This window comes from Trinickia sp., from assembly GCF_051953405.1.
Taxonomy (GTDB): domain Bacteria; phylum Pseudomonadota; class Gammaproteobacteria; order Burkholderiales; family Burkholderiaceae; genus Trinickia.
Map to the genome: position 1 here is coordinate 1 of NZ_JBQCIV010000072.1, position 26165 is coordinate 26165.

At 63.5% G+C, this 26165-nt stretch carries 25 protein-coding genes; 2 read left to right on the forward strand and 23 right to left on the reverse strand.

Annotated elements, in window-relative coordinates:
* Nucleotides 1-114: 114 nt before the first annotated feature.
* From ACTHN9_RS12150 to ACTHN9_RS12180, 7 genes are all read right to left on the reverse strand, one after another.
* Nucleotides 115-1248 (reverse strand): acyl-CoA dehydrogenase family protein, encoded by a 1134-nt coding sequence (locus ACTHN9_RS12150; protein WP_440537014.1) that lies wholly within the window; start codon nt 1246-1248, stop codon nt 115-117.
* Nucleotides 1249-1291: 43 nt separating this feature from the next.
* A complete protein-coding gene (locus ACTHN9_RS12155) occupies nt 1292-1888 on the reverse strand; it encodes a YdcF family protein (RefSeq protein WP_440537015.1) in 597 nt (198 codons plus the stop codon).
* A gap of 43 nt (nt 1889-1931) precedes the next feature.
* Nucleotides 1932-2609 (reverse strand): SDR family oxidoreductase, encoded by a 678-nt coding sequence (locus ACTHN9_RS12160; RefSeq protein ID WP_440537016.1) that lies wholly within the window; start codon nt 2607-2609, stop codon nt 1932-1934.
* An 88-nt stretch (nt 2610-2697) separates the two neighbouring features.
* Entirely contained in the window at nt 2698-3903 is a 1206-nt protein-coding gene (locus tag ACTHN9_RS12165; protein ID WP_440537017.1) for an acetyl-CoA C-acetyltransferase, read from the reverse strand.
* Entirely contained in the window at nt 3896-4657 is a 762-nt protein-coding gene (gene can, locus ACTHN9_RS12170; RefSeq protein ID WP_440537018.1) for a carbonate dehydratase, read from the reverse strand. Before can ends, ACTHN9_RS12165 begins: the two co-directional genes overlap by 8 nt.
* Nucleotides 4658-4730: 73 nt before the next feature.
* Nucleotides 4731-6590, reverse strand: a complete 1860-nt coding sequence (gene aceK, locus ACTHN9_RS12175; protein ID WP_440537019.1) for a bifunctional isocitrate dehydrogenase kinase/phosphatase — start codon at nt 6588-6590, stop codon at nt 4731-4733.
* Complete coding sequence (locus tag ACTHN9_RS12180; RefSeq protein ID WP_440537020.1) at nt 6587-7036, reverse strand: MerR family transcriptional regulator; 450 nt, start codon at nt 7034-7036, stop codon at nt 6587-6589. The genes aceK and ACTHN9_RS12180 overlap by 4 nt, the downstream gene beginning before the upstream one ends.
* A gap of 103 nt (nt 7037-7139) precedes the next feature.
* On the opposite strand from ACTHN9_RS12180, the gene ACTHN9_RS12185 reads away from it, so the two are divergent.
* Nucleotides 7140-8216, forward strand: coding sequence for an MBL fold metallo-hydrolase (locus tag ACTHN9_RS12185; protein ID WP_440537021.1), 1077 nt, complete (start codon nt 7140-7142; stop codon nt 8214-8216).
* 12 nt (nt 8217-8228) lie between these two features.
* On the opposite strand, the gene ACTHN9_RS12190 is transcribed toward ACTHN9_RS12185, so the two are convergent.
* The 9 genes from ACTHN9_RS12190 to argS all read right to left on the reverse strand — a co-directional run bounded on the left by ACTHN9_RS12190 (nt 8229) and on the right by argS (nt 17538).
* Nucleotides 8229-9512: an RNA polymerase sigma factor gene (locus ACTHN9_RS12190; RefSeq protein WP_440537022.1), complete on the reverse strand. Its 1284-nt coding sequence runs from the start codon at nt 9510-9512 to the stop codon at nt 8229-8231.
* Nucleotides 9513-9518: 6 nt separating this feature from the next.
* Complete coding sequence (locus ACTHN9_RS12195) at nt 9519-9932, reverse strand: YciI family protein (RefSeq protein ID WP_440537023.1); 414 nt, start codon at nt 9930-9932, stop codon at nt 9519-9521.
* A gap of 121 nt (nt 9933-10053) precedes the next feature.
* Nucleotides 10054-10407: a YciI family protein gene (locus tag ACTHN9_RS12200; protein ID WP_440537024.1), complete on the reverse strand. Its 354-nt coding sequence runs from the start codon at nt 10405-10407 to the stop codon at nt 10054-10056.
* 107 nt (nt 10408-10514) lie between these two features.
* Nucleotides 10515-11318, reverse strand: coding sequence for a hypothetical protein (locus ACTHN9_RS12205; protein ID WP_440537025.1), 804 nt, complete (start codon nt 11316-11318; stop codon nt 10515-10517).
* A 113-nt stretch (nt 11319-11431) separates the two neighbouring features.
* The gene (locus tag ACTHN9_RS12210) at nt 11432-13015 is read right to left on the reverse strand and encodes an ABC transporter substrate-binding protein (protein ID WP_440537026.1); all 1584 of its coding nucleotides are present in this window, start codon (nt 13013-13015) and stop codon (nt 11432-11434) included.
* Between the two features lie 201 nt (nt 13016-13216).
* Nucleotides 13217-13987, reverse strand: a complete 771-nt coding sequence (locus tag ACTHN9_RS12215; RefSeq protein WP_440537027.1) for an SDR family oxidoreductase — start codon at nt 13985-13987, stop codon at nt 13217-13219.
* Nucleotides 13988-14003: 16 nt separating this feature from the next.
* Nucleotides 14004-14651 (reverse strand): thiol:disulfide interchange protein DsbA/DsbL, encoded by a 648-nt coding sequence (locus ACTHN9_RS12220; RefSeq protein ID WP_440537028.1) that lies wholly within the window; start codon nt 14649-14651, stop codon nt 14004-14006.
* Nucleotides 14652-14804: 153 nt separating this feature from the next.
* A complete protein-coding gene (locus tag ACTHN9_RS12225) occupies nt 14805-15638 on the reverse strand; it encodes an SPOR domain-containing protein (protein ID WP_440537029.1) in 834 nt (277 codons plus the stop codon).
* Between the two features lie 124 nt (nt 15639-15762).
* Entirely contained in the window at nt 15763-17538 is a 1776-nt protein-coding gene (argS, locus tag ACTHN9_RS12230) for an arginine--tRNA ligase (protein WP_440537030.1), read from the reverse strand.
* A gap of 276 nt (nt 17539-17814) precedes the next feature.
* Between argS and ACTHN9_RS12235 the strand changes: the two genes are divergently transcribed.
* A complete protein-coding gene (locus ACTHN9_RS12235; RefSeq protein ID WP_440537031.1) occupies nt 17815-18141 on the forward strand; it encodes a DUF1840 domain-containing protein in 327 nt (108 codons plus the stop codon).
* Between the two features lie 364 nt (nt 18142-18505).
* Here the strand turns inward: ACTHN9_RS12235 and ACTHN9_RS12240 are convergent, their stop codons facing one another.
* The 7 genes from ACTHN9_RS12240 to ACTHN9_RS12270 all read right to left on the reverse strand — a co-directional run bounded on the left by ACTHN9_RS12240 (nt 18506) and on the right by ACTHN9_RS12270 (nt 25966).
* Nucleotides 18506-19024 (reverse strand): DUF2778 domain-containing protein, encoded by a 519-nt coding sequence (locus ACTHN9_RS12240; RefSeq protein ID WP_440537032.1) that lies wholly within the window; start codon nt 19022-19024, stop codon nt 18506-18508.
* Between the two features lie 19 nt (nt 19025-19043).
* Nucleotides 19044-19526: a type VI secretion system tube protein TssD gene (tssD, locus tag ACTHN9_RS12245; RefSeq protein ID WP_440537033.1), complete on the reverse strand. Its 483-nt coding sequence runs from the start codon at nt 19524-19526 to the stop codon at nt 19044-19046.
* Between the two features lie 383 nt (nt 19527-19909).
* Nucleotides 19910-22624, reverse strand: coding sequence for a methionine synthase (metH, locus tag ACTHN9_RS12250; protein ID WP_440537034.1), 2715 nt, complete (start codon nt 22622-22624; stop codon nt 19910-19912).
* Nucleotides 22625-22664: 40 nt separating this feature from the next.
* Nucleotides 22665-23336, reverse strand: coding sequence for a DUF4276 family protein (locus ACTHN9_RS12255; RefSeq protein WP_440537035.1), 672 nt, complete (start codon nt 23334-23336; stop codon nt 22665-22667).
* Nucleotides 23336-24439 (reverse strand): AAA family ATPase, encoded by a 1104-nt coding sequence (locus tag ACTHN9_RS12260; protein ID WP_440537036.1) that lies wholly within the window; start codon nt 24437-24439, stop codon nt 23336-23338. The genes ACTHN9_RS12255 and ACTHN9_RS12260 overlap by 1 nt, the downstream gene beginning before the upstream one ends.
* A 32-nt stretch (nt 24440-24471) precedes the next feature.
* Nucleotides 24472-25542, reverse strand: coding sequence for a homocysteine S-methyltransferase family protein (locus ACTHN9_RS12265; RefSeq protein WP_440537037.1), 1071 nt, complete (start codon nt 25540-25542; stop codon nt 24472-24474).
* A gap of 166 nt (nt 25543-25708) precedes the next feature.
* Nucleotides 25709-25966: a BTH_I0359 family protein gene (locus ACTHN9_RS12270; protein ID WP_440537038.1), complete on the reverse strand. Its 258-nt coding sequence runs from the start codon at nt 25964-25966 to the stop codon at nt 25709-25711.
* Nucleotides 25967-26165: the final 199 nt, after the last annotated feature.

The window sequence follows — 26165 nt, forward strand, 5'->3', positions numbered from 1 at the left end:
GATAGGGCCCGCAGCATGCGTCGAACCGCGGCGCGCGCGCGTCGCTCGCCCGGCCCGGGGCCGTGCCCCCGCATGGGCATTCGAGCGGCGGCGCCTTGCGCGCGTGGGAAGGCGTCATGTCGCGAGCCCTCGCGCGATCAGGATCTTTTGAATATCGCTCGTGCCTTCATAGATCTGGCAGACGCGTACGTCGCGATAGATGCGCTCGACCGGAAAGTCGCTCACGTACCCGTAGCCGCCGAACGCCTGGATCGCACTCGAGCAAATGCGCTCGGCCGCCTCCGACGCGAACAGCTTGGCCATCGCCGCCTCTGTCAAACACGGCAGGCCCGCATCCTTGAGCGACGCGGCATGCCAAACGAGCTGCCGCGCGGCTTCGAGCTGCGTCGCCATCTCGGCGAAGCGAAATTGCACGGCCTGGTGCGCATACAGCGGCTGGCCGAAACTCTCGCGTTCGCGCGCATAGGCCAGGGCCGCTTCGAACGCGGCGCGCGCCATCCCGACGCTTTGCGCGGCGATGCCTATGCGCCCGCCTTCGAGCCCCGATAGCGCGATTTTGTAGCCTTCGCCCTCCGCACCGATCCGATTGGCCGCGGGGATGCGGCAGCCTTCGAAGACGATCTGCGCCGTGTCGGACGAATGCTGGCCCAATTTGTCTTCGAGCCGGGTAACGAGGTAGCCGGGCGTATTCGTGGGCACGATGAACGCGCTGATGCCGCGCTTGCCGGCGGTTTTGTCGGTCACGGCCAGGACGATCGCGACGTCGCCGTTCTTGCCGCTCGTGATGAACTGCTTGACGCCGTCGATGACGTAGCTGTCGCCGTCTCGGACGGCGACCGTGCGCAAGGCCGAGGCGTCCGATCCCGCTTGCGGCTCGGTCAAGCAGAACGCGCCGAGCATGTCGCCGCGCGCGAGCGGTGTCAGCCAGTCGCGCTTTTGTTCGTCGTTGCCGTAGGCGAGCAAGATGCTGCACACGGGGCAGTTGTTGACGGAGATCGCGGTGGACGTGCCGCCGTCGCCCGCTGCGATCTCCTCCAGTATGACGGCGAGCGCGAGCGCATCGAGCCCCGCACCCCCGTACTCCGAGGGAACCAGCACGCCATAAGCGCCGAGTTCGGCGAGTTGCCGATGCACCTCGCGCGGAAAGCTTCGCTCGCGGTCCCAGGTGGCCGCATGCGGTGCGATAGCCTCGCGCACGAACGTGCGCACGGCATCGCGTATCATCGAGTGATCTTGGTCGAGCACCATGGTCGATGTCTCCGTCAATTCGATATTCGATTAGGACTGCTTGCTATCGTGGCGGCTCGCGGCTCGTCTGTTTGACGAACGGCAGCGGCGAGCGCACGGCGTACCAGACGATCGCGGGCACCTCGCGCACCGTTGAATACAGATCGCGCCATTCCCAAAAACGCGGGTAAGCACCGCTCACGTCGCGTACGCCGAAACGCCGCAAGGCCAGCATCGTTCTGGGCAGATGAAAGTACTGCGTGACGGCGAGCGCGCTCGAGAAACCGCGGCTGCGCATGAACGCGCTGGCGTTGCGCGCGCTCGACCACGTATCGACGCCCGCGCTGTCGGCCACGATGCGCTCGCTCGGCACGCCGCGCGCGATCAGATACGCGCGCATGACGGCGGCTTCGTCCATGCCCGACCGCTCGACGCCGCCGCTCACGAAAAGGTAGCGGCACCGATGCTCGGCATAACATCGCCGCGCCCGCGCGAGCCGCGCGGCGAGCCGCGGTGAGGGCTGGCCGTTCGGCTCGACGGTGTTGCCGAGCACGAGCGCAACGTCGGCGGTGCGCGCGCGGGTCAGCAATCCCGCGCAGGCTAGCAGCGCGATGGCGACCAGAGCGACGTATAGCGCACGCCGTGCGAACTTGAGCTTCAACCGGTATTCCTCATGGGCGCGCGCTTTCGGCAAATCGTTAGGATTACCAATCGATGGACGTGCCGTCGTATTGCACGAATCGGCCGTGGTAGGTTTCGCGATCGACGGCCGCCGCCGCGAGTACCGAACGCATGCCCGTGACGCTGCGCGCGACGTCGATCGCAGCCTGAGCGCCGCCCATGTCGGTGCGCACCCAGCCCGGATGCAGCGCGATGCACGTGGCGCGCCGCGTTTGCAGCGACGCCACGCGCAGCGCACAGTTCAACGCGGCCTTGCTCGTGCGATAGAGCCAACCGGTGGTGCCCGTCGCTTCGGCAATGCTGCCCATGCGGCTCGATATCACGCCGAGCACGCCGTGGGCGGATTCGACAAGCGGCAGCAGGATCGGCAGCAGCATCATCGGCCCGCGCACGTTCGTCGTCATGACGTAATCGAAGTCTTCGACGCTGAACGGCTCGACGCCCTCGGTGGCCGGTCCGTACACGCCCGCCACGATCAACGCCGCATCGAGCCGCTCGCCGGCGAGCTTCGCGGCGAGCGCGGCGATGTCCCGCGGTTCGGCGATGTCGAGCGAAATCGACGAGACGCCGCGCGTGTCGAGTTCGGCGAGGGCGCGCTCATCGCGCGCCGTGGCGATGACGCGCCAGCCGGCCGCCTCGTATTGGCGGACGAATTCATGGCCGATGCCGCGCGATGCGCCGACGATCAAGACAGTCTTCATCGATCCTCTCCTGTCGCGATGAACCCGCGTGAGGCGGACGCCGGCGCGTGCGTCGATGCGCCGGCCCGCGTGCGTCGATCAAACGATTTCAAACGATTTCGATCCCCATCGCCGTCGCTTCGCCGCCGCCGATGCACAGGCTCGCGACGCCGCGCTTGCCGCCGCGCTTGCGCAGCGCGCCGATCAAGGTGACGAGGATGCGCGCCCCGGAGGCGCCGATCGGATGCCCGAGCGCGCAGGCGCCGCCGTTCACGTTCACCTTCTCGTGCGGCAGCTTATGGTCGGTCATCGCAGCCATCGTCACGACGGCGAACGCTTCGTTCACTTCGTACAGATCGACGTCGTTCGCGTGCCATGCGTTCTTCTCGAACAGCTTGCGAATCGCGCCGACGGGTGCCGTCGTGAACTTCGACGGTTCCTGCGCGAACGTGGCGTGCCCCACGATGCGCGCGAGCGGCGTCAGCCCGAGCCGTTCTGCGGTCGATGCGCGCATCAAGACCAGGGCCGCCGCGCCGTCGGAAATCGACGACGAGTTCGCCGCCGTGACGGTGCCCGTCTTGCTGAACGCGGGCTTAAGGGTGGCGATCTTCTCGATGTTCGCCTTGAACGGCTGCTCGTCGCGAGAGATCGTCGTTTCGTCGCCTTTGCGGCCCGCGATCTTCACAGGCGCGATCTCCCACGCGAACGAACCGTCTTCGTTGGCCCGCTTGGCGCGTACGAGCGATTCGATGGCGAACGCGTCTTGCGCCTCGCGCGTGAAGCCATAGGCGCTCGCGCACTCCTCGGCGAACGTGCCCATCAGGCGACCTTTGTCGTAGGCGTCTTCCAGGCCGTCGAGGAACATGTGATCGAGCACTTGTCCGTGCCCCATGCGCATGCCGCCGCGCGCCTTCGGCAGCAGATAAGGCGCGTTCGTCATGCTTTCCATGCCGCCGGCGATCATGACGTCGACCGAGCCCGCCGCGAGCATGTCGTGTGCGAACATCGCCGCCCGCATGCCCGAGCCGCACATCTTGTTGACGGTCGTGCAGCCCGTCGCGAGCGGCAAGCCCGCGCCCAACGCCGCTTGCCGTGCCGGCGCTTGGCCGAGGCCCGCGGGCAGCACGCACCCCATCAGCACTTCCTCGATCTGCTCGGGTTTGAGGCCCGAGCGCTCGAGCGCGGCGGCGATGGCCGCCGAGCCGAGCTGCGGCGACGTCAGCGAGGCGAACTCGCCTTGAAAGCCCGCCATCGGCGTGCGAGCCGCCGAGACGATCACGATCGGATCCTTCATGTTGCTCGTTGCGTCAGTCATGTTTGATCTCCTTGATCACACCCTGGACCACCTGTTCGACCTTCGCGAGCGAGGCGAAATCGGCGGCGACCACGTCGTTTTGCGCCGATCCCGCCGTTTCGGCGGAAAGGGCGGCGACACAGCGTCGATAGGTTTCATCGAGCGCGTCGGCGTTCGAAATCGTCATGCCGAGGTTGCGCACACGTCCGTCGTGCACGCCGTAGGCAAGGCCGTGCACCGTGAGCGGCTGGCTGCGCGCCCAGGCGTCGTTGACGATCGTCGTGCGGCAGACGTTGACGACCTGCTCGATCGTATTGAGTTCGACGAGGCGGCGGTGACGCGCCACCATCGGCCAGGCTTCGAGCAGCGCCGCGTGCTTGGCGCGCACGTCATGAATGTGGTGCAGCCAGTTGTCGGCCAGGCCGACGCGGCGATCGTGCAGCGCGGCGCCCACGCCCGAGCAACCGTAGTGGCCTACCACCATGATGTGCTTGACCTTGAGCAGATCGACGGCGAACTGGATGACCGACAGGCAGTTCAGATCCGAGTGAACGACGACATTCGCAATGTTGCGATGGACGAACACCTCGCCCGGCGGCAGGCCGATGATCTGGTTGGCCGGCACGCGCGAATCGGAGCAGCCGATCCACAGATACTCGGGCGCTTGCTGATCGGCCAGGCGCGCGAAGTATTGCGGATCTTCGGCGAGCTTGCGTTCGACCCATGCTTCGTTGTTGGCGAACAGCTGGGAGAGCGGATGGTTTTGATCGTTCATAGTGCGTTGTCGTAGTGGTTGAGCCCTGACAGGCTATGAAGAAAGTGGCGACCGTGCGCGCCGCGCACGGCATTCATGCCGCGCGGGCCGTGCCTGCGCCGTCGCCGCCGGGATGCGGCGATGCGGCATCTTGCGTGGCATCGGCATCGGCAGCGTCCCCGCCGGCGAACCGGGCAGGAAATCGATTGCAAAAACGCAGGCCAGAGTCGTACGGGAAAAAATCGGGCAATTCGCCCTTGAGCAGCAGATCCTTGTGTCGTTGCCAGAGCTTCGGATCGAAGAAGTCGGCGTGATGGCGCATGAAGGACTCGCGCACCGTCGGGTCCCCGAGCAGGAACGTTGAATACGTTTCGGGGAAGATGTCGTTCGGGGCGACACCGTACCACGGTTCGGCCGACAATTCGTCTTCTTCGGTCTGCGCTTGCGGCACATGGCGGACATTGCAGTCCGTCAGATATTCGATCTCGTCGTAATCGTAGAACACGACGCGGCCGTGACGTGTGACGCCGAAATTCTTGTAGAGCATGTCGCCGGGGAAGATATTCGCCTGCATGAGTTCCTTCACCGCGTCGCCGTATTCCTTGATCGCGTGCTCGATATCGGCCTCGGTGCCGTTTTGCAGGAACAAATTGAGCGGCACCATGCGGCGCTCGATATAGACGTGCTTGATGACGAGACAATCGCCTTCGTATTCGATCATCGAAGGCGCCTCCTTCTCGAGTTCGCGCAAGAGTTGTTCGTCCAGGCGCGAGAGCGGCAGCGCGACGCTCGAATATTCGAGCGTGTCGGCCATCCGCCCGAGCCGGTCGTGCCGTTTCACGAGCAAGTATTTGTCTTGGATTTTCTGGCGCGTCGTGTCCTTCGGCGGCGGGAACACGTCCTTGATGATCTTGAAGACGTAGGGGAAGGATGGCAGCGTGAACACAACCATCACGAGCCCCTTGATACCGGGGGCGATGATGAAGTGATCGCTCGAGTGCGACAGGTGCTTGAGCAGATCGCGATAGAAGTTGTTCTTGCCTTGCTTTTGCAAGCCGACCGACGTGTAGATTTCCGCCTTCGGCTTGCCGGGCATGATCGTGCCGAGGAAGTCGACGTAAGCCGAGGGCACGTCCATGTCGACGAGAAAATACGAGTGCGAAAAGCTGAAGATGATTTGCAACTGCTCGCGCTTGAGCAACACGGTATCGAGCGCGAGCAGGCCCGGCTTCACGTGACGGATCGGCACGGCGAAAGGCAGCAGCACTTCGCCGTTGATGATGCGGCCGATGATGTACGCGGCTTTGTTACGGAAGAACAGCGACGACAGCACGTGCACTTGGAAGTTGAACGCTTCCGAGAACGCGCCGAACGTCTCGTGGATCGCATCGATGATGCAAGCCGCGTCGCGCGTCAAATCCTCGAACGGACACTCGAGCTGAAAATTCGTGACGATCCGCTCGAGCGTGGCCGCCAGGCCGTCCTTGCCGGGATAGTAGGCCCGGTAGGTCGGCTTCGCGGCGGGCTCCTCGTTTTCCAGGTATTCCGTCGAAATGACGGGCCGCACGAAGATGAAATCGTTGTTGAAGTAGGAACGATGCAGGATCTTGCAGCAAACCGAATTGAAGAACGTTTCGGCGCATTCCGGCTGCAAGTGGTGCGTCAGTAGGCCGATGTAGTGCAGCTTGATCTGCTGCCACACCTCGTCGTCGATATTCTCGGCATCATATTCGTCTTCGAGCAGACGCACGCATTCCTCGACCCGGTCGTCGTACGAGGCGATGCGATCGCGCGCGAGCGTTTGCAGGGCCAGCCAATCGGCCGCTTCGAACAACGTTTTCGCGTGCACGGCCGCGGCGCAGAAATTGCCGTAGTGGCGATTGAAGCCTTCGAGCATCGTCTGCGCAACATCGAAGCCGATCTGCGACGACAGCAGTTTAGGAAAGTGCTTCATGCGTCTTCCGATTGCACAGCGCTGCCGCCGCCGTTCGGCGCCGGGCCCCGCGCGCCGTCGACCCCGTTCTCGGCCAGCATCGAGCGGCATTGCGATTCGTACTGCGCGAGATCTTCGAGCGTCGCGGTCAAGTCTTCCAACTGACGCTCGAGCACTTGGCGATGCTCGGCGATCGTTGCCAAGAACGCGTGCAGTTGCGCAGCGGTGTCGGTCGGCGATTCGTACAGGTCGAGCAGATCGCGAATCTCCGAGAGCGTGAAGCCGAGCCGCTTGCCGCGCAGCGTGAGCTTCAGGCGCGTGCGATCGCGCGGCGAATACACGCGCCGCAGGCCGCTCGAGCCCTCCCGGCGCGGCGCGAGCAGCCCCTGGTCTTCGTAGAAGCGGATGGCGCGGGGCGTAACGTCGAATTCGCGCGCGAGTTCGGTGATCGTGAAGTGCTGGGTCATAAGGGACGCGTCGGGGTAGAATCGACGGACGTTTACGTTATCGTCAAGTTCGACAAAGTGCAACTAGCGATGAAGCCGGTTGCGTTCGCTCAGGATTAAACCGATGAATGCGTTGGAACACCAGCTCGACTATCCGTTCGCCGATACCTTGCCCGAGCCGGGGCGGTTGCACGAAGTGGCGCCGGGGGTGTATTGGGTCCGCATGCCGCTGCCGTTTGCGCTCGACCACATCAACCTATGGCTGCTGCGCGACGAGATCGACGGCCGGGCAGGGTGGAGCGCGATCGATTGCGGTATCGCCGACGAAACCATCCAGGCCCACTGGGAGCGCATTTTCGAGCACGAACTCGGTGGTTTGCCGATTTTGCGCACGATCGTCACGCATTGCCATCCGGATCACCTCGGATTGGCCGATTGGATTTGCAAGGGTGGCGCACGCGAGCGGTGGAACGTGCGGCTGTGGATCACGCTCGGCGAATACATGCTCGGCCGCGTGATGGCCGCCGGCGACGGCTCGAACGCGGGGGGCGAAGGCGCGGCGCGTCACTTCGCGCGTCACGGCCTCACCGATCGCGAGGCGCTCGAGAAGCTGCGCAACCGGCGCGATTACTACGCGAAGCTCGTGCCGTCGATGCCGTCGCAGTATCGCCGCATGCGGGAAGGCGACGTCGTGCACATCGGCGGGAACGATTGGCGCGTCGTGACCGGGTACGGGCATTCGCCGGAACACGCGGCGCTCTATTGCGAGGCTGCGGGCGTGCTGATTTCGGGCGACATGGTACTGCCGCGTATTTCGACGAACGTTTCCGTCTTCGACATCGAGCCGGAAGGCAATCCGCTCGCGCTCTACCTCGAATCGCTGGGGCGCTATGAAGGGATGCCGGCCGAAACGCTGGTGCTGCCGTCGCACGGCAAGCCGTTTCGCGGGCTGCATACGCGTATCGCGCAACTGCGCGCCCATCATGAGGCGCGGCTCGCCGAGGTGCGCGAGGCGTGCGCGCAGCGGCCCGTGAGCGCGGCCGATATCGTCCCGCTCATGTTCAAGCGCGCGCTCGATATTCATCAGATGACGTTCGCGATGGGCGAGGCGCTCGCCCATCTGCACTTGCTATGGCTCGCGGGCGAACTCGAGCGCAGCGAAGACGCGGACGGGATCGTGCGGTTCGCGCGGGCGGGGTAACGGCCGGCGACGCTACGGCGTGCCGCGCATCGCCTCGGCGCGCACGAGCAGCAGTTCGCGCTCGCGTGCGTTTTGCGTCATCGTGGCCGCCCGCTCGAACTCCGCGCGCGCTTGCTCGTGCCGCCCGAGCTTCGCGAGCAAGTCGCCTCGCACGCTCGGCAACCAGTGATAGCGCGCCAGCGCCGGATCGGTCGCCAGCGCCTCCACGATCGCCAAGGCGGCCTGCGGACCATACGCCATGCCCACCGCCACCGCCCGGTTCAGCTCGACGATCGGAGACGGGTTCACTTGCACGAGTGCATCGTAGAGCGCGACGATTTGCGCCCAGTCCGTGTCTTCGACGCGATGCGCGCGAGCATGGCAAGCAGCGAGTGCTGCCTGCAGCGCATAGGGGCCCAGCTCGCCGCCCAACGCTTCGGCCCGCGCGAGCGCGGCAAGCCCACGCCGAATCAGCAGGGGGTCCCAACGCGAACGGTCCTGATCGGCGAGCAGCACCGGCCGGCCGTTTGCATCGACGCGCGCATGAAGCCGCGATGCCTGCAGCTCCATTAACGCGACGAGACCCTGCACTTCGCTATCGTCCTGCACGAGTTCGGCCAGGATGCGGCCTAGGCGCAACGCTTCGTCGCACAGGGCAGGCCGGATCCAATCCTCGCCGGCCGTAGCCGCATACCCCTCGTTGAAAATCAGATAGACCACCTCGAGCACCGATGCGGTTCTTGCTGCGCGTGCATCGGCGCGCGGCACTTCGAACGGCACGCGTGCCTCGCGCAGCGTACGCTTGGCGCGCACGATGCGCTGCGCGATCGTCGGCTCCGGTACGAGAAACGCACGCGCGATCTCATGCGTCGCGAGACCGCCCAAGAGGCGCAGCGTCAGCGCCACACGCGCATCGGTCGATAGCACCGGATGGCAGGCCGTGAAGATGAGCCGCAGCAAGTCGTCGCCGATGTCGTCGGCGCGCGCGGCATCGATCGCATCGACGAAATCCGGCACCACATGCGCTTCCAATGCATCGAGATCGCGCCCGATCGCTTCGTGTTTTCTTGCGTGCAGGGCATCCTGGCGCAGCTTGTCGAGCGCACGATGCTTGACTGTCGCCATGAGCCAAGCCCCCGGATTGTCGGGTACCCCATCGCGCGGCCAATGTTCGAGCGCCGCGACGAGCGCGTCCTGCGCGAGTTCCTCGGCGATGCCGATGTCGCGCACGAGCCGCGCGGCATGCGCGACGACGCGCGCCGCTTCGATGCGCCACACGGCTTCGATCGCACGATGGGTCGGGTTATTAGCGGTCATGGTCGATCAGCGCCGGCTTGCCTCGAGTTCGCGCAAGCGTTTGATCGCATCGCTCGGTTCGAAGTCTTCGAGTTCGAGCAATGGCCTGACCTCGATTTCGCCGTCGCCTGTCTCGCCGAACGGCGCGGGAAAGCGCCGTGCCCACTCGAGCGCTTCTTCGCGCGAACGCACTTGGATCAGCGTATAGCCGGCAATCAGCTCCTTCGTTTCGGCGAACGGCCCATCGACGATCGTGCGCGTGCCCCTCGAATAGCGCACGCGCCAACCGTCCGAACTCGGCTTCAGGCCGTTGGCATCGAGCAAAACGCCCGAGCGCGAGAGTTCATCGTGATAGGCGGCCATCGCGGCCAACCAGCCGGCTTCCGGCATCGCGCCCGATTCGCTGCGAGCGTTGGCCCGAACCATGATCATGAAACGCATCGTGTCGCTCCTCGAAGTGATGGAGGCCGCTCGTCGGGCTCCTGTCTTTACGACGAACGACACGCGGCGTTTTCGACATCGGCTGGGCCTGTCGCCGAACGCTCGGCGCAACCCCTGTGCGTCACTCGTAGCACGGCGCCAGGCGTCTGACTTCGACCGTGCACCATTGCGCCGCCGGGCACTCGGCCGCGATGGCGAGCGCTTCTTCCTCGCGGTCGCAGTTGAGCAGGTAAAAGCCGCCGACCATTTCCTTGGCTTCCGCGAACGGGCCGTCGATGAAGCGGCGCTCGCCGCCCCGAAGCTCGACGCGTACCGCCTCGTCGGTGGAGGCGAGCGATTGCGCCGCGACGAGCAGGCCGCGCGCTTTCAGGTTCTCGCCGAACCGGACCATCGAATCGTAGGCGGCGTGGGCCTCGTCGGTCGTGCGCTCGGCACGCTGGCCGATAGGTTCGACGATCAACAGCAGGTAGGACATGGCGGACTCCCGGGCAAAGGGGCGCGCCGGGGCCGGTGCGCCGTACGGCAAGAAGGATAGAGCAGGCTCGGCGGCGCTGCCATCGGACGCGCATGCCACCGCGGCCGTCAGGGCGAAATCGCCTTGGCGTCGGCTTGGCGCAACGCCGTCATATTGCCGACGAAGGCATCGGCAATCTGTCTAGCCAATGCGGCAACGGCGGCATTGCGGTCGGCGCGCTCGAATCCGAGCTTGGCCGGCACGACGTACGGCTGCCATTTGCTCGATCCATCCGCCTGAGCAGGCGGTACGCCGATGAGGGCGAATGGCGTATCGGCATTGTGCCCGAGGTCGGCCACGGTGACGGAGACGTCGGCGCCGAGCGCGCCGGTCGGCAGCCCGGTGCCGTCCGATTCGGCCCCGTTCGCCGCCGCGCTTTCCAAGTGGAAGGCGCCGCCGATCAGCCAGCCCTGCACGGGCGGCGGCTCGCCTGGCGCGAGATAGCGCGCCGCCAAGCCCGCATGGTTGAGCCGCTGCACGACGGCTTGCGCCACGAGTCCCGCATCGTGCCCGGCGGCGCGAGCATGAAGCGCGGCGCGCAGACGGGCGAGCAACCCGGATGGGGGCGCGCCCGCGGGCACGGCGATGAAATCCGTCACATAGACGGCCTGCGGCACGGCCACCATCGGTGCCGGCCCGAGAGGCGCGGCCGCGACCGGAGGCGTAGGCGCGGGTACCGGGGCGGCCGGCGCGACACTGACTTGCGCGACCGTCATCGGCGCGACGGCGATCGAATCGGCCGGCGAGATATCGTCCACCGCCGGTTGCTTGGCCGGCGCGGCGGTGGGCGGTTGGGCAACGGCCGTTTGTGCAACGGCCGCGGCGGCGAACCAGATCGTAAGAGCCGCGATCGTGCGGCCGAGATTTCGCATGACTGCTCGATGGGATCGTCGGGGTGGCGCTAAAGCGATAGCGCCCTAGCTTAAAGCGCGCCCATGACGAGCGTCAACGTCACGCGCGACAGCATCGCGCGCGACGTTCATCGTCACTTCACCGACACGTCCGCAAAATCTTGCCGGCCGAATGCGCTCACTTTGTAGCCCTCGACCGATCGACGCGTGATGGCGCTCGCTGTCGGATACCCGAGCGGGATCCAGAGCGCTTCGTCGTGGATGATCTTTTGCGCGGCTTGGTAGTCTTTCGCACGGGTAGGTTGCTCGGCCACCGAGCGCCCGTCAGCGATCAACTTGTCGAGCTTCGGATCGCAGAATCGAGCGAAATTGATGCCCGATTTGACACCGTTGCAGCTGAACAGCGGTGTCAGGTAGTTGTCGGGATCGCCGTTGTCGCCGGCCCACCCCATGAACAGCATATCGTGTTGCCCTTGCTTGGCTTGCTTGATGAGTTCGCCCCATTCGATCACTCTGACATCGGCTTTCACGCCGATTTTGGCGAGATCGGCTTGCAGCAGCTCGGCGCCGGCCTTCGGCTTCGGATTGAGCACGCTGCCTTGCGGGCGTACCCAGATCGTCGTCGAGAACCCGTTCGGATAGCCGGCCTGCGCGAGCAGCGCCTTGGCCTTCGCCGGATCGTAGGGATACGCACCGATCGCCTCGTCGTAGCTCCAGGTGGAGGGCGGATACGGATTCACGGCCGGCGTGGCTGTGTTGTCGAAGACAACCTTCAAATACGTTGCGCGATCGAACGCCATGTTGATGGCTTGCCTCACGCGCTCGTCGTCGAGCGGCTTGTGCTGCGTGTTCAGGGCCACAAATGCGGTCATGAACGCCGGGGTTTGCACGACGGCCAGCGATTTGTCGCTCTTCGCGTCGGCCACATCTTCCGGCTTCGGCGATAGCGCGATCTGGCATTCGTTCGCCTTCACCTTTTGCGCGCGCACCGTGGCGTCGGGTGTGATCGCGTAGATGAGCCGCTCGGCCTTCGGTTTCGGTCCCCAGTAGGTCGGATTGGCCTCGTAGCGGATCACCGCGTCTTTCGTGTAGCTCTTCAGCACGAACGGGCCCGTGCCGATGGGCTTGCTGTTCAGGTCCGTCTGCTTACCCGCCTTCAGCAACGCGTCGGCGTACTGCGCGGAGTAGATCGACGCGAACCCCATCGTCAACATGGGGAGGAACGTGGCGTTCGGCTCGTTCAAATCGAATTCGACGGTGCGTTCGTCGACCTTCTTGACGGCCTTTACGAGCTTGACGAGCCCCATCGATTGCGCATGCGGGAAGCCGTTCGGGCCGGCCACTTTATGCCATGGGTTGGCACTGTCGAGCATCCGGTCGAACGTGAAAACGACGTCGTCGGCGTTCAACGGGCGCGACGGCTTGAAGTAATCCGTGCTTTGGAAGGCCACGTTCGGACGCAAATGGAACGTGTAGGTCAAGCCATCGCTGCTGACTTCCCATTTGTCGGCCAATGCCGGCACGACCTTCTTGGCGGCCTCGTCGTAATCGACGAGCGTGTTGAAGATCACGTCGGCCGATGCGTTCGTCGTCACGAGCGAGTTGAATTGAACGACGTCGAAGCCGTCCGGGCTTGCCTCCGTGCAGACGGTGAGCGGTTTCGCGAACGCAAGAGCGGGCAAGACGGCGAGCGTGGCGGCGAGCAGTTTGACGTGCATGGATTCTCCGTTTGAGACGGGGCGGCCGGATGTCGGTGCTGCGAGGGTCGAGCCGAAAAGCTTAGCCGAAGAGCTTAGCCGAAGCATGCGTGATCGACAACGATAGGTCCCTTATATCGATATGCTCGCCCGCTTCCGAGCGCAAAGCGGCGCCGCGGCGCCGCGGTGTGGTGGCGTTGTGGTGTCCTGGCGAGCCGACGTCTAACCCGCCGCGCGCGGCTTGCGCGGTGCCTTTTCGAAGAGCCGGTCGTACAACCAACGCGGCAGGCAGCCGAGCAACGCCGCGACGATCCGCATCGGCCAAGGAATCACGGCAAAACGCACCTTACGTGCGATCGCGCCAGCCGCCTTTTCGGCGAAGCGTTCGGCGTCCATGAGGAACGGCATGCGATAAGGATTGTGCGCGGTCATCGGCGTGCGGATGTAGCCGGGGGCAATCGTCACGACGGCCACATCGAACGGCCGCATCTCGACGCGTAACGATTCGAGATAGGTCAGCGCGGCGGCTTTCGACGCGCTGTAAGCGCCGGAGCCGGGCAGGCCGCGTACGCCGGCCACACTGGCGATCCCGACGAGCGTGCCGCGGCGAGCCTGCGTCATTGCTTTGGCGAACGGCTCGAAGGTGGCCGCCATGCCGAAATAGTTGACATCCATCACTTCGCGAAACGCTGCCAGATCGCCGAAGCCGGTCACGACACCCTTGCTGATGCCGGCATTGGCAATCACGACATCGGGCAACCCGTGTTCGCCGATGAATTGGGAAGCCGCCCGCGCGATCGCTTCGTCGTCGCGCACGTCGGCCGAATACAGGGAGATCGAAACTCGAGGAAAGCGCCGGGCAAATTCGGCGAGCGGCTCGAGGCGGCGCGCCACGAGCCCGAGGGCGGCGCCTTGCCTCGCATAGTGCTCGGCGAGGGCAAGGCCGATGCCGCTCGAGGCGCCGGTAATAAAAACCTTCAGCGGCGAGGTCATACCGGCGCGTGCGGCATTACATCTTCTTCGCGCGCACTTGCGCGACGAGGTAGTCGAGGACTTGAATCGTGCCCGGCAGGCTATCGGTGGCGGCGGGGCCCGTTTCGTACTTGCCTTGCACCGCGAGCGTCGGCACGCCGTCGATGTTGTAAGCCTGCAGCAAGGCTTTGTCGCGAGTCAATTCCGATTGCGTCGAGAACGAGTTGTACGCGTCCATGAACTTCGTCGGATCCACGCCTTGGGTGGCCAGGAATTTCGCCTGATCTTGCGGCGTCAGCAAGTAATTCTTGTTGACGTGGATTTCATGAAACACGACAGGCGTCAGCTTTTGCTCGAGACCGAGCGCGCGCAGCGCATACAGCAGCTTCGAGTGCGGAATGAAGTCGTCGCGGAAGGCGACCGGCACGCGCTTGAAAACGACGTCCGCCGGCTTCGTGGCGAGCCATTTTTCCAGGTACGGGTCGAATTCGTTGCAGTGCGGGCATCCGTACCACATGAACTCGATCACTTCGATTTTGCCGGCGGGCACGTCGAGGGGCTGCGGCGTCTTCAGGACCGTGTAGTCCTTGCCGGCCGTCGGCGCAGCCGGCGATGCCAGGGCGGCGCTCGCGCCGACAACGGCCAGGCTGACGGAGAACAAGAGCGTGCGGATCAGTTTCTTCATTGTTGGCTCGTGGATACGATAAACGTGGAACGCCTATTCGGCCCGGCCGCGGCGCGGGCATGCGCCTTCTCGGCTGCCGATTAAGACATGCGCCGTCCGAGCGGAGTTCAGCGGCGAACGGCGCATGACCGGCCTATTCGTTGCGAGTGACGCTTACTGCTTCGTGAAGCGAATCACGGCCGTGTCGATCCCGGCATCCGACAGCCGTTGGCGGGTCGCATTCATTTCGTCGAACTTCGCGAACGGCCCGATGCGCACGCGGAAGTAAGTGACACCGCCTGCGTCGCGCTGCGACACCTTCGATTCGAAACCCTGGAATGCAAGGCGGGCGCGTTGCTGCTCGGCGTCGGCGGCCGTCTTGTAGGCGCCGACTTGCAGGAAATAGCCCGTATTCGCGTCGTTCGCCCCAGGCTGCGCGCCGTTGTTCGGGTGCGCCGCGTTGTTGGCGGCATTGTTGGCCGCATTGTTGGCATTAGGCGCGGCCGTGGGCGGCACGTTCGCCGTTTGGGAGGGCTTCTTCTGCTCGGCCGGTGCGTTGGTTTGGGCTTGCTGCGGCTGTGCGGGAGCGTTGGCGGCGTTGCCGCCCGCGCTGGACGCACCGCCCGCCGACGGGACTTCGACGATCTGCGGCTCTTGCAGCAGACCGGGGGCCCCGGCTTGCGCCGGCGGCTGGCCGGACTGCCCCGGCGCGGTGTTCGGCGGCGTTTGCTGAGCCGCTTGCGGGACCGGCTGCCCCGGCGATTTGCCTTGCAGCGCGCGGTTCGGATCGTATTGCTGCTGGATGGTGCCCGCATCCGACGCGCCGCCCGGCGCCACCTTGGCGACGAACGGCGTGGGTGCACGCGTGATGTAAAGCGCGACGACGACCGCGATCGCCAGGCCGACGATCAAACCCAGCACGACGCCGAGGAAGGTGCCCCCGGTTTGCTTGGATGGTTTCCCCTTCGGGGACGTGCTGCGTGGCGAAGTGCGGCTCGGTTTTGCCATTATCTGATTCACCTGCGAAAGAAACCCGGAAGGCGGCGCTCGGCAGATGCCGAGCAGGGCCGCGCGAGGGCGGCCACCGATTATAGCGACGGCGCGTGCCGACGCGCGGCGAATGCGCGGGACGTTACATCTTGGCCGGCGACGATACGCCGATCATCGCCAGCCCATTGGCGAGCACTTGGCGCGTGGCCGCCAGCAGCGCGATACGCGCATCGCGCTCGGCCTGCGAGTCGACCAGCACGCGCTCGGCATTGTAGAACGAGTGAAATTCGCTCGCGAGTTCGCGCAGATAGAACGCGATCGCGTGCGGAGCAAGTTCGACGGCCGCATGCGTGAGCATATCGGGATACTCGGCGAGCTTGTGCATGAGCGACATGGCGCGCGCACTGGTGAGCACGGACACGTCCACTTGCGGTAACACCGCCTCGTCGCCGCCGAAGCGCGATTTCCATTCGGCCAGGATCGAGCAGATCCGCGCATGGGCGTACTGGACGTAGTAGACCGGGTTCTCGTCGTTCTGCTTGAGGGCGAGGTCGACGTCGAATACGAATTCGGTATCGGCCTTGCGCGAGATAAGAAAGAAGCGCACGGCGTCGCGCCCGCGCTGAATGGTCGCCTCGTCGAGCAAATCGGGCGCCGCTTCCTGCCCCGGCACCGCGCCGCCCGACCATTCGATCAGGTCGCGTACCGTCACGTAGCTGCCGGCGCGTTTGGAGATCTTCACTTCCTGGCCGTCGCGCATGACGGTGACCATCTTGTGCAGCACGTAGTCGGGGTAGCCCTTCGGGATGCCGACGCCGAGCGCTTGGAGGCCCGCGCGCACGCGCGCGATCGTGCCGTGGTGATCCGAGCCCTGCACGTTGATGACCTTTTCGAAGCCGCGTTCCCACTTGGTGACATGGTAGGCGACGTCGGGCAGGAAATAGGTATAGGTGCCGTCGGACTTGCGCATGACGCGGTCTTTGTCGTCGCCGTATTCGGTCGTGCGCAGCCACAGCGCGCCTTCTTCCTCGAACGTCTTGCCGGCCGCGATCAGCGCATCGACCGTCTTGGCGACGCGCCCTTCGGTATAGAGCGACGATTCGAGGTAGTACTGGTCGAACTTCACGCCGAATGCTTGCAAGTCCATGTCCTGCTCGTGGCGCAGGTAGGCGACAGCGAACTTGCGGATCGCGTCGAGATCGTCGGCGTCGCCTTTGCCTTTGACGGGTTCGCCGTCTTTGGCCGCGACCGTTTCGCCGTTCATGTAATCGCCCGCGATGTCGCCGATGTATTCGCCGTTGTAGGCGGCTTCCGGCCAGCCGGGTTCACCCGGCTTGAGCCCTTTCGCGCGCGCTTGCGTGGAGAACGCGAGGTTTTGGATCTGAACGCCGGCGTCGTTGTAGTAGAACTCGCGGTGGACCGCGTAGCCTTGGCTCGCGATGACGTTCGCGAGGGCATCGCCGAGCGCGGCTTGGCGGCCGTGGCCAAGGTGCAGCGGTCCCGTGGGATTCGCGGAGACGAATTCGACGAGTACGCGTTTGCCGGCGCCGTGAGCGGAGCGCCCGAACGCGGCGCCTTCGGCCATGACGGCACCGACGACGGCTTGCTTGGCTTTCGCAGTCAAGCGCAGGTTGATGAAGCCGGGGCCGGCGATCTCGGCCGCGTCGATCAAGTCCTTTGCACCGGGCTGGGCGAGCAGCGCATCGACGATGCGCTGGGCGAGTTCGCGCGGGTTCTTCTGCAGCGGCTTGGCCAATTGCATGGCCACGTTGCAGGCGACGTCGCCATGCGCGGCCGCCTTCGGACGCTCGAGTGCGATCGCGGGGGCCGCGGCGGTGTCGCCGTTCGATTCGTTGATGACTTGCTTGACGCCGGCGGCGAGCAAGGCTTCGAGAGTCTGTTTATGTACGGGCAGCATGCTGTTTGAGTACTTCGGCAGTGGCGATCCGCGTGGCGGACGCAAGGGGTTGGCGCAATGGGCGGCGAGCGGTGCTCGCCGACTAGGCGGTCGCCCATCGCGAACGCGCGCGCGTTTGTGTCTAGGCGGATTTTAGCAGGTGCTAATATGTCTCCATGAGGCGCCTGGCAAGGGGTGTGTGGCTTGCGTGGTTCGGCGAGGGCTGAGAGGGCTCGCGGCAAGCGATGTCATGGCGCTGTCAGGTGTGGTAAACAAAACGAAGGAAATGGGTCCATCATGTTGATTACATTCAAATGTCGTGCAGCGCCAGACGTCGTTATGCTGGAAAATCTGGCCCAATATCTTGTCGGCATCATCGGCAAGCATCTTGGCGCGCGCGGCGTCATCACGCACGACGAACTGCCTGTGGCGATCTCGAAACTCGAGGCGGCGATCGTGACGGACAAGCGGGAGATTGCCGAGCACGAAGGGCACTTCCATGAGGGCGAAGAAGGGCATGAGCCGCACGAGTTGCCGATCGGCCTCGCCCAGCGCGCCTATCCGTTCCTCGACATGCTGCGCGAAGCGCACCGCGAGAACGCGGACGTTCTCTGGGGCGTGTGATCGATACGACGTGCTGGCCAACGCTTCTGTAGCGCGGTAAATCTTGCAGCATTCGTCGGGAAAATGAGCCCGGTTCACGCCAGTCGGCGAGAACCGGGCTCTTCCGTTTAGGGCTACGGTTCGCTATTTGGATCGCCTCATACGGCGCGAAACGCTCATGATCATCCTGTATGCGAGGATTGAAGCGATGAGGTCTATAAAGCACATCGTGAAGATGTAAAGCGCCTCGGCGTCACGAACCCCTAATTTCCCCGATATGACGATAAGGTCCTGCTGCTGATCCTGTGTCATCGGTATCGGGTAAGTGTGGATATATCGGACCGACAGGATGAACAAACCGATGAAAAGAACGAGCCTAAGAGCCCTATGGGCAAGCGTTGCCATGGGCGATCACCTCGATGGTCCCGTACGCGTCCAGTCCGGACTTGCCCGCCGAAATCGTAGTGGTATGCAGCAACGCGCGTCGGAGAGCCTGAAACTCAGAGCGGCTCTGTAAGGTGATACATCCGAACGAGTGTCCGCCGCCGCCGGTCGGATGCAGCCGGAAATTGCCGCGCTCGGTTCCGTTTATCCACGTGTAGTCGTCAATCCTGCCGTCGTCGCGATAAAGCGCGAACCATTCGCTACGATCGGTAGGCGCCCCGTTCACTGCGTTCCATAAATCCTTGGACCAAGCGAGCCCTCTTGAGCGAAGTCCTCCTGCGGGGCGGTCGACGATCCAATACCGACCGGCGGGTATCGGTCCGTTGTCCTTGATCGCGGTGCACCCGCCACGGTTGCGATAAATACCTTCGCCCGAAAAGGCCATGAATACGCCCACACCGAACACGGAAAGTGGCGAAAAAGGCGAGTTGCTTACTACGAATTTTCCTTGCAAAGCCATCGACGCTCTCCTCGGTTATTTACCTTTCGGCCCACGAATCGGAGTACTTGACGTTGCCATCCGTGTAGTGCCACGTGATGCGGTCGTACATCATCGAAACCGACTCGGCGTGGTTGAGTGCAGACGTCGCAGTCAACTTGGCGTTTGCCATTCCGGGGTTGACGCCCGTTATCTTCACGCCTTCCAGCAGCATGATGAAGTACACTTCTTCCCGGCCGGCATCGTTAATCCTGTACCACTTTAATTCAGCGGACTGCAGCACCTGCCCTGTAGTCACGGCCTTGTAGAGATAGGGGCTCGAGGCATCGAACTCCTTTTCGACGCTCATGGGAGAGTGTGAGCGGGTACCGGTGATTGTCCCCGCGCGGCGATCGACTGGAAGATTTACGCCGTGGTCGAAACCGATCACCTCGATGCTTCCTTCACGTTCCTGCACCGTAACGGAACCCTTGATATCTGCTCCGCCATCATCCTTAAGCCACATGTACGCTGGAATGGGCATATTGGGTTGTGCTCCATGTCGAGTTGCGGTCAAGGCTGCGCACTGCGGCGCTGTCTAACGCAGCCGGAAGACCACGATACGCCGCGCGTGCAAGGCGATGATATGGAGTCATAATTTTAGGACCGACAGATAACGCCTGTCGCTCTGGCTCAGGGCGGGGAACATGCTCCTTGCTTTGCTGCGGGCGGCGCAAAGCCCGGATGTCGCAAGTCGGCTGTCGCGTGCAGCCGGCCGACTAACCTGCCGGCAGCTGGGGAACCTGTGCCTCGGTCATCCCAAAAAAAGAGCCCGGTTCACACCAGCGTGTGAACCGGGCTCCTCGATGTTTTGCTGAGTTCGTAGCCTTATGCGTATCCGTGTCTAGCGAGCGAACTCCACACTGATTACAACAACGGCGCAAGCGCGCGCTGCGCATCGGACAGTGCAATGTCGTTGCGCCGTGCGAAGTCTTCCACCTGATCGCGGGCGATCTTGCCGACCGAGAAATAGCGGCTCTCGGGATGGGCGATGTAAAAGCCCGACACGCTCGCCGCCGGGAGCATCGCGAGCGATTCGGTGACGGTCATACCGATTTCCTCTGCCTTGAGCGTTGCGAACAGGTCGCGCTTGACGAGGTGATCGGGGCAGGCCGGATAGCCAGGCGCCGGCCGAATACCGACATAGCGTTCGGCGATCAACGCTTCGTTATCGAGCGTTTCGTTGTGCGCATAGCCCCACAGTTCGCGCCGCACGCGGGCATGCATCGCTTCGGCGAACGCTTCCGCCAGCCGGTCGGCCAGCGCCTTGAGCATGATCGCGCTGTAATCGTCGTGATCGGCCAGGAATTGCTTTTCCTTCACATCGACGCCGATGCCCGCCGTCACGGCGAACAGGCCGATGTAATCGGCAACGCCCGATTCTTTCGGCGCGATGAAATCGGCCAGCGACCGGTTCGGCCGCATCACGCCGTCGACGACAGGCCGCACGCTCTGCTGGCGCAGGCTGTGCCACTTCATCGCCACCTGCGTGCGCGTCTCGTCCGTGTAGATCTCGATGTCGTCGCCGACGGTGTTGGCAGGCAGCAGCGCGATCACGCCGTTGGCCGTCAGCCAGCGTCCCGAGATCAATCGCGCGAGCATCGACTTGGCATCGGAAAACACGCGCCGCGCCGATTCGCCGACGATCTCGTCGTTCAGAATGGCCGGGTAGGGGCCGGCGAGGTCCCACGTCTGGAAGAACGGGCCCCAATCGACGTACTGGGCCAACTCGTTCAGATCGTAGTTCTTGAACACGCGCCGGCCGATGAACGCCGGTTTGACGGGCCGATACCCCGCCCAGTCGATCTTGGCTTTGTTGGCCCGCGCCTCGTCGAGCGTCACCATCGGCTGCGCCTTCTTGTTGGCGTGCTGCTGGCGGATGCGGTCGTACTCGGTCTTGAGTTCGTCGAGATACTTCGCCGCGCCTTCGTCCGACAGCAGATTCGACGCGACCGACACCGAGCGCGACGCGTCGGGCACATAAACGACGGGCCCTTCGTAATGCGGGGCGATCTTCACGGCCGTGTGCACGCGCGAGGTGGTCGCGCCGCCGATCAAGAGCGGAATCTTCTTGATGCGGAAGTACTCGTCGCGCTGCATTTCGGAGGCCACGTAGGCCATTTCCTCGAGGCTCGGCGTAATGAGCCCCGACAGACCGACGATATCCGCCCCTTCGACCTTCGCCTTGGCGAGAATCTCGTTGCACGGGACCATGACGCCCATGTTGACGACTTCGAAGTTATTGCACTGAAGCACGACCGAGACGATGTTCTTGCCGATGTCATGCACATCGCCCTTGACGGTGGCGATCACGATCTTGCCCTTCGCGCGCACGTCGCCGCCCGCCTCGGCCAGCCGCTTCTTTTCCTCTTCGATGAAGGGAATCAGATGCGCCACCGCTTGCTTCATGACACGGGCCGATTTGACCACCTGCGGCAAGAACATCTTGCCCTGCCCGAACAAGTCGCCGACGATGTTCATGCCGTCCATCAGCGGCCCTTCGATCACGTTGATCGGGCGCCCCCCGGCTGCATGAATCTTTTGCCGCGCTTCTTCCGTATCTTCGACGATGAAGTTCGTGATGCCGTGCACGAGCGCATGGGCAAGGCGCGCCTCCACGCCTTGATTGCGCCATTCGAGGTTCTCTTCCTTCTTGGCGGCGCCGGTCTTGAACTTATCGGCGATTTCGAGCAGGCGATCGGTCGCGTCGGCGCGGCGATTGAGGATGACGTCCTCCACGCGATCGCGCAGCTCGGCGTCGAGATCGGCATAGACGCCGAGCTGGCCGGCGTTGACGATGCCCATGTCCATCCCGGCTTGAATCGCGTGATACAGAAACACCGTGTGGATCGCTTCGCGCACCGGGTCGTTGCCGCGGAACGAGAACGATACGTTCGACACGCCGCCGCTCACCTTCGCATACGGCAGGTTCTGCTTGATCCACCGTGTGGCTTCGATGAAATCGACGGCGTAGTTGTTGTGCTCCTCGATGCCGGTGGCCACCGCGAAGATGTTCGGGTCGAAGATGATGTCTTCGGGCTCGAAGCCGACTTCGTCGACGAGGAAGCGATACGAGCGCGCGCAAATCTGCGTTTTGCGTTCGAACGTGTCGGCTTGGCCGGTTTCGTCGAATGCCATGACGACGGCGGCGGCGCCGTAGCGGCGAATGAGCCGCGCATGATGGCGGAAAGCGTCTTCGCCTTCCTTCAGCGAGATCGAGTTGACGATTGCCTTGCCCTGGACGCATTTGAGGCCCGCTTCGATCACCTCCCACTTGGAGGAGTCGATCATGATCGGCACGCGGGCGATATCGGGCTCGGAGGCGATGAGGTTCAGAAAGCGCACCATCGCCGCTTTCGAATCGAGCATCGCCTCGTCCATGTTGATATCGATGATCTGCGCGCCGTTCTCCACTTGCTGCCGCGCAACCGCGAGCGCTTCGTCGAACTGGCCGTTCAGAATCATGCGGGCGAACGCCTTGGAACCCGTGACGTTCGTGCGTTCGCCGACGTTGATGAAAAGCGCGCCGGAGGCGACGTTAAACGGCTCGAGGCCGGCAAGGCGCATCATGTGTTCGGTCATGGTGGTCGTCGATAGGAAACGATATGGGGGCGCGTGGGATTCACAGAGGGCGTAGGGCGGCGATGCGCTCAAACCATTGCCGGAAATGCGGGCACTTCTCGCGGATCTTGTCGAGACCGATCTTGGCGGCGGCGATGGGTCCGTGCGTTACTTTGCGGAATTTCGGCTTGAGCGCGCGCAAGCGCATCGACGGTGCCGTCTCGGGCGAATCGTTGATCCACTCGGGATTTTCCACCGCCCGGCTCACTTGCATCAGCGCTTGTTCGTGTACCGCCCAGTCGGGCTCTATCTCGCGCAGGCGGCTTACATCGGAAAACAATAGCGCTTCGAATTCGTGCGGCTGGACATGCGGCAAGAAGCGCTCGTGGCGGCATTCCACAAATTCCACAACGTCTTCGTGCAGCAATCGCTGAATCGTGTCTGCTCGTTCGGCCGGCGGGCGACCCTTCGTTTCGGCTACGCCACGAAACGTTGAATCGAGTCCATAAAGGTCGAAGAACGTCGTCACGTACGTATCGTCTCGCTCCCGGAGCGTGTTTCTGAGATGATGCTTTACGCGCTCCAGATTGAGCGCACCGCCGCGCGAATTGGCCGATGTCCGAATCGTACGGGGTGTGGCGAAAACATGATCTTCCGCTAACGTCTGCGCAAGCACTCCATTGACGAACGCTTCTTCAGTCTGTCCTTCGCAGACTACGATCAGATTGACCATTAGGCCGGCCTCCCGCCAAAAACGTTCGTCTTCCAAAGCTCGCCGAGCGAGTAGTCTTCGAGCCAGTTTGCGAGTGCCGCAGCGTCGAGCCGCGTGAGCACTGAAGCGTTGTCTTTGCGGTCGACGACCACCACGTCGGCGGGCTCCATGCAATCGACCAATTCGACCGACTGCGTCGAGACGATGACCTGCTTGCGTTCGGACGCGCGCTTGAGCAAGTCGGCCAGGAGATTGATCGCGTAAGGATGGAGCCCGAGTTCCGGCTCGTCGACGAGAATGACGTCGGGCATCAGTTGCCAAGGTTGGAGCAATAGCGTCGCGAGGCACATGAAGCGAAGCGTCCCGTCCGAGAGTCGATGTGCCTTTACTGGGGTATCGGGATCGCCCTTGTCCAGCCATTCCAGTTCAACGGTTTCTTCGCCGTTTTCGCGGTGGACGAAGTCATCGAAGAATGGAGCCGCGGACCGGATCGCTTGAACGATCAGCCTGTAGTACTCCGAATGCTTGAGGCGAAGCATTCTCAAGTAGGCGGCCAGATTTGCCCCATCTTCCTTCAGGCGGAGCGTATCGTTCGCTGCGTGCCCTTGCTTGAGCTTCGCGTTTTCGCTCGTGTCGTGAAAGTGATAAATGCGCCAACTGCCTAGGGTCGGTTGGGCGTCTTGGGGAAACTTGAGTTCCGAACTTTTGACATGCGACTCGGTATGGCCGAAGCCCAATGCGAAGTGGCGGTCTGCGGCCGTCGTCCCGGCCCCCAGGTGCCAAACCTGTTCGTCGGCGAAAACCAGCCGATTGTCCTGCGTGGGCACGAGTTCAAAGGCATAGACGCTGCTAAACGTGCTCTCGCTTGAGAAATGCAGCTTGCTGCGGACGCGATCGGTCGCTTTGCGCGAAAAATGCAGCAGCGCGTCCGGGCCGCCTTGCTTTTGCACGTAGAGTTGGAGCCGCTGCTCGTACATCTCGGCGAGCATCCGAAAATAACCGATGAAGTTCGACTTGCCGGCGCCGTTGGCGCCGATCAAGACGTTCAGGTCGCGTAGCTCGAAATCCCGCAGTTCGCGAATCGACTTATAGCCGGCGATCGTCAGCTTCTGGACTGCGGGCATGTTCCACGTTCTCGGTTAGGTCTGCTGCTTGTTCAAGCCGCGTCGCGATAGTTGGCCCACGCGCGCGGCTTCACGCCGCTCAGCGCTTTGGCTATCGCCGCGATGTGCTCGGGGGTCGTGCCGCAGCACCCGCCCGCAAGATTCACGAGCCCCGCTTGCGCGAATTCCTGCAACTGCCGCGAGGTGTCCTCCGGCGTTTCGTCGAAGCCCGTATCGCTCATCGGGTTCGGCAAGCCCGCGTTCGGATAGCAGGAGACGTAGGTGTCGCACAGCTTGGCCAGTTCGGCGATGTACGGGCGCATCAAGGCGGCGCCCAGCGCACAGTTCAACCCGAACGTAAGCGGCTTGGCATGGCGCAGCGAATTCCAGAACGCTTCCACCGTTTGCCCCGAGAGAATGCGGCCCGATGCGTCGGTCACGGTGCCCGAGATCATCACGGGCAGCACTTGGCCCGTCTGCTCGAACAATTCGTCGAGCGCGAACAGCGCCGCCTTCGCATTGAGCGTATCGAAGATCGTTTCGACGAGGAACAAGTCCGCCCCGCCGTCGAGCAGCGCCTGGGCTTGCTCGTAGTACGCCGCGCGCAATTCGTCGAAGGTCACGTTGCGCGCGCCCGGATCGTTCACGTCGGGCGAGATGCTGGCGGTTTTCGGCGTCGGTCCGATCGCGCCGGCCACGAAGCGCGGTTTGTCGGGCGTCGAGTATTTATCGCAGGCCGCGCGTGCCAGCTTCGCCGATTCGAGGTTCATTTCGCGCGCGAGCGATTCCATGCCGTAGTCGGACTGCGCAACCGACGTGGCACCGAACGTGTTCGTTTCGATGATGTCGGCGCCCGCGGCCAGGTACTGCTCGTGAATCTCGCTGATGATGTGGGGCTGCGTGAGCGAGAGCAGCTCGTTGTTGCCCTTCACGTCACGCCCCAAATCCTTGAAGCGCTCGCCGCGATAGCGGGCCTCGTCCAGCTTGTAGCGCTGGATCATCGTGCCCATCGCGCCGTCCAGAATCAGGATGCGCGAGGCGAGCAGCGCGGGTAGCGCCGCACCTCGCGTGTAGCGTGTGCCGGTGGCGGGCGAGGCGGCGGGAGCGGCGGCGGACGGATTCATGGCGAGCGGGCTCGGTGCGTTAAGCGGGGAAACCCACATTGTAGCGGTAGCCGGCTCCGCTCGCCGGAGCGCCCGGCTGCTGGCAGCCCACAAAAGAAAACCCCGTCCGATACGCCGGACGGGGCTCGATGGGGATGTCGTGCCGCCTTGCGGCCAGGGCGAGCCGTCAGTGAAGCACGACGGGCTGGGTCATCAGACTATCGAATTGACCTAGGAACTCGTCGACTTCGTCGAGCGTCGGCTCCTCCTCGATGAGCTTGCGGACGTGTTCGCGAAATTGCGCCGCCATCGCGCCGTCGATGAAGATTTCGCGCTGCGTGTTCTTGTCTACGATTTCGTAGCCACCCGAGTTCATCGCCAGGTGGTCCGCTTGCGGCGCGAACTCGACGACACAATAGTTGGGGCTGTTGTAGATCATTTGCATGGCGACACTCCTTATTCCGTTTGGCTCCTGGCCGTTTTCCGCCCAGTACTTGGAGCGTGTTGCATGGAATTTCAAGGGGTGGGTCTTAAACGACGCTTAAAACGGGTTGGAACATTGCAACTAAACGTACGTTCCGTGCATCGTCGACCTAAAAAGTTAGACCCCAACCATGCAAAACGTTCGAGCGGCAAGGGAAAAC

Bases quoted from the DNA above. Each gene is read 5' to 3' on its own strand.
- can (WP_440537018.1), bottom strand. From the start codon at position 4,657: ATGAACGATCAAAACCATCCGCTCTCCCAGCTGTTCGCCAACAACGAA.
- ACTHN9_RS12180 (WP_440537020.1), bottom strand. From the start codon at position 7,036: ATGACCCAGCACTTCACGATCACCGAACTCGCGCGCGAATTCGACGTT.
- ACTHN9_RS12200 (WP_440537024.1), bottom strand. From the start codon at position 10,407: ATGTCCTACCTGCTGTTGATCGTCGAACCTATCGGCCAGCGTGCCGAG.
- ACTHN9_RS12265 (WP_440537037.1), bottom strand. From the start codon at position 25,542: ATGAATCCGTCCGCCGCCGCTCCCGCCGCCTCGCCCGCCACCGGCACA.
- ACTHN9_RS12255 (WP_440537035.1), bottom strand. From the start codon at position 23,336: ATGGTCAATCTGATCGTAGTCTGCGAAGGACAGACTGAAGAAGCGTTC.
- ACTHN9_RS12150 (WP_440537014.1), bottom strand. From the start codon at position 1,248: ATGGTGCTCGACCAAGATCACTCGATGATACGCGATGCCGTGCGCACG.
- ACTHN9_RS12210 (WP_440537026.1), bottom strand. From the start codon at position 13,015: ATGCACGTCAAACTGCTCGCCGCCACGCTCGCCGTCTTGCCCGCTCTT.
- ACTHN9_RS12260 (WP_440537036.1), bottom strand. From the start codon at position 24,439: ATGCCCGCAGTCCAGAAGCTGACGATCGCCGGCTATAAGTCGATTCGC.
- ACTHN9_RS12235 (WP_440537031.1), top strand. From the start codon at position 17,815: ATGTTGATTACATTCAAATGTCGTGCAGCGCCAGACGTCGTTATGCTG.
- ACTHN9_RS12270 (WP_440537038.1), bottom strand. From the start codon at position 25,966: ATGCAAATGATCTACAACAGCCCCAACTATTGTGTCGTCGAGTTCGCG.
- ACTHN9_RS12195 (WP_440537023.1), bottom strand. From the start codon at position 9,932: ATGCGTTTCATGATCATGGTTCGGGCCAACGCTCGCAGCGAATCGGGC.
- tssD (WP_440537033.1), bottom strand. From the start codon at position 19,526: ATGCCCATTCCAGCGTACATGTGGCTTAAGGATGATGGCGGAGCAGAT.
- ACTHN9_RS12205 (WP_440537025.1), bottom strand. From the start codon at position 11,318: ATGCGAAATCTCGGCCGCACGATCGCGGCTCTTACGATCTGGTTCGCC.
- ACTHN9_RS12185 (WP_440537021.1), top strand. From the start codon at position 7,140: ATGAATGCGTTGGAACACCAGCTCGACTATCCGTTCGCCGATACCTTG.
- ACTHN9_RS12190 (WP_440537022.1), bottom strand. From the start codon at position 9,512: ATGACCGCTAATAACCCGACCCATCGTGCGATCGAAGCCGTGTGGCGC.
- ACTHN9_RS12225 (WP_440537029.1), bottom strand. From the start codon at position 15,638: ATGGCAAAACCGAGCCGCACTTCGCCACGCAGCACGTCCCCGAAGGGG.
- ACTHN9_RS12160 (WP_440537016.1), bottom strand. From the start codon at position 2,609: ATGAAGACTGTCTTGATCGTCGGCGCATCGCGCGGCATCGGCCATGAA.
- ACTHN9_RS12215 (WP_440537027.1), bottom strand. From the start codon at position 13,987: ATGACCTCGCCGCTGAAGGTTTTTATTACCGGCGCCTCGAGCGGCATC.
- ACTHN9_RS12220 (WP_440537028.1), bottom strand. From the start codon at position 14,651: ATGAAGAAACTGATCCGCACGCTCTTGTTCTCCGTCAGCCTGGCCGTT.
- ACTHN9_RS12240 (WP_440537032.1), bottom strand. From the start codon at position 19,024: ATGGCTTTGCAAGGAAAATTCGTAGTAAGCAACTCGCCTTTTTCGCCA.
- metH (WP_440537034.1), bottom strand. From the start codon at position 22,624: ATGACCGAACACATGATGCGCCTTGCCGGCCTCGAGCCGTTTAACGTC.
- aceK (WP_440537019.1), bottom strand. From the start codon at position 6,590: ATGAAGCACTTTCCTAAACTGCTGTCGTCGCAGATCGGCTTCGATGTT.
- argS (WP_440537030.1), bottom strand. From the start codon at position 17,538: ATGCTGCCCGTACATAAACAGACTCTCGAAGCCTTGCTCGCCGCCGGC.
- ACTHN9_RS12165 (WP_440537017.1), bottom strand. From the start codon at position 3,903: ATGACTGACGCAACGAGCAACATGAAGGATCCGATCGTGATCGTCTCG.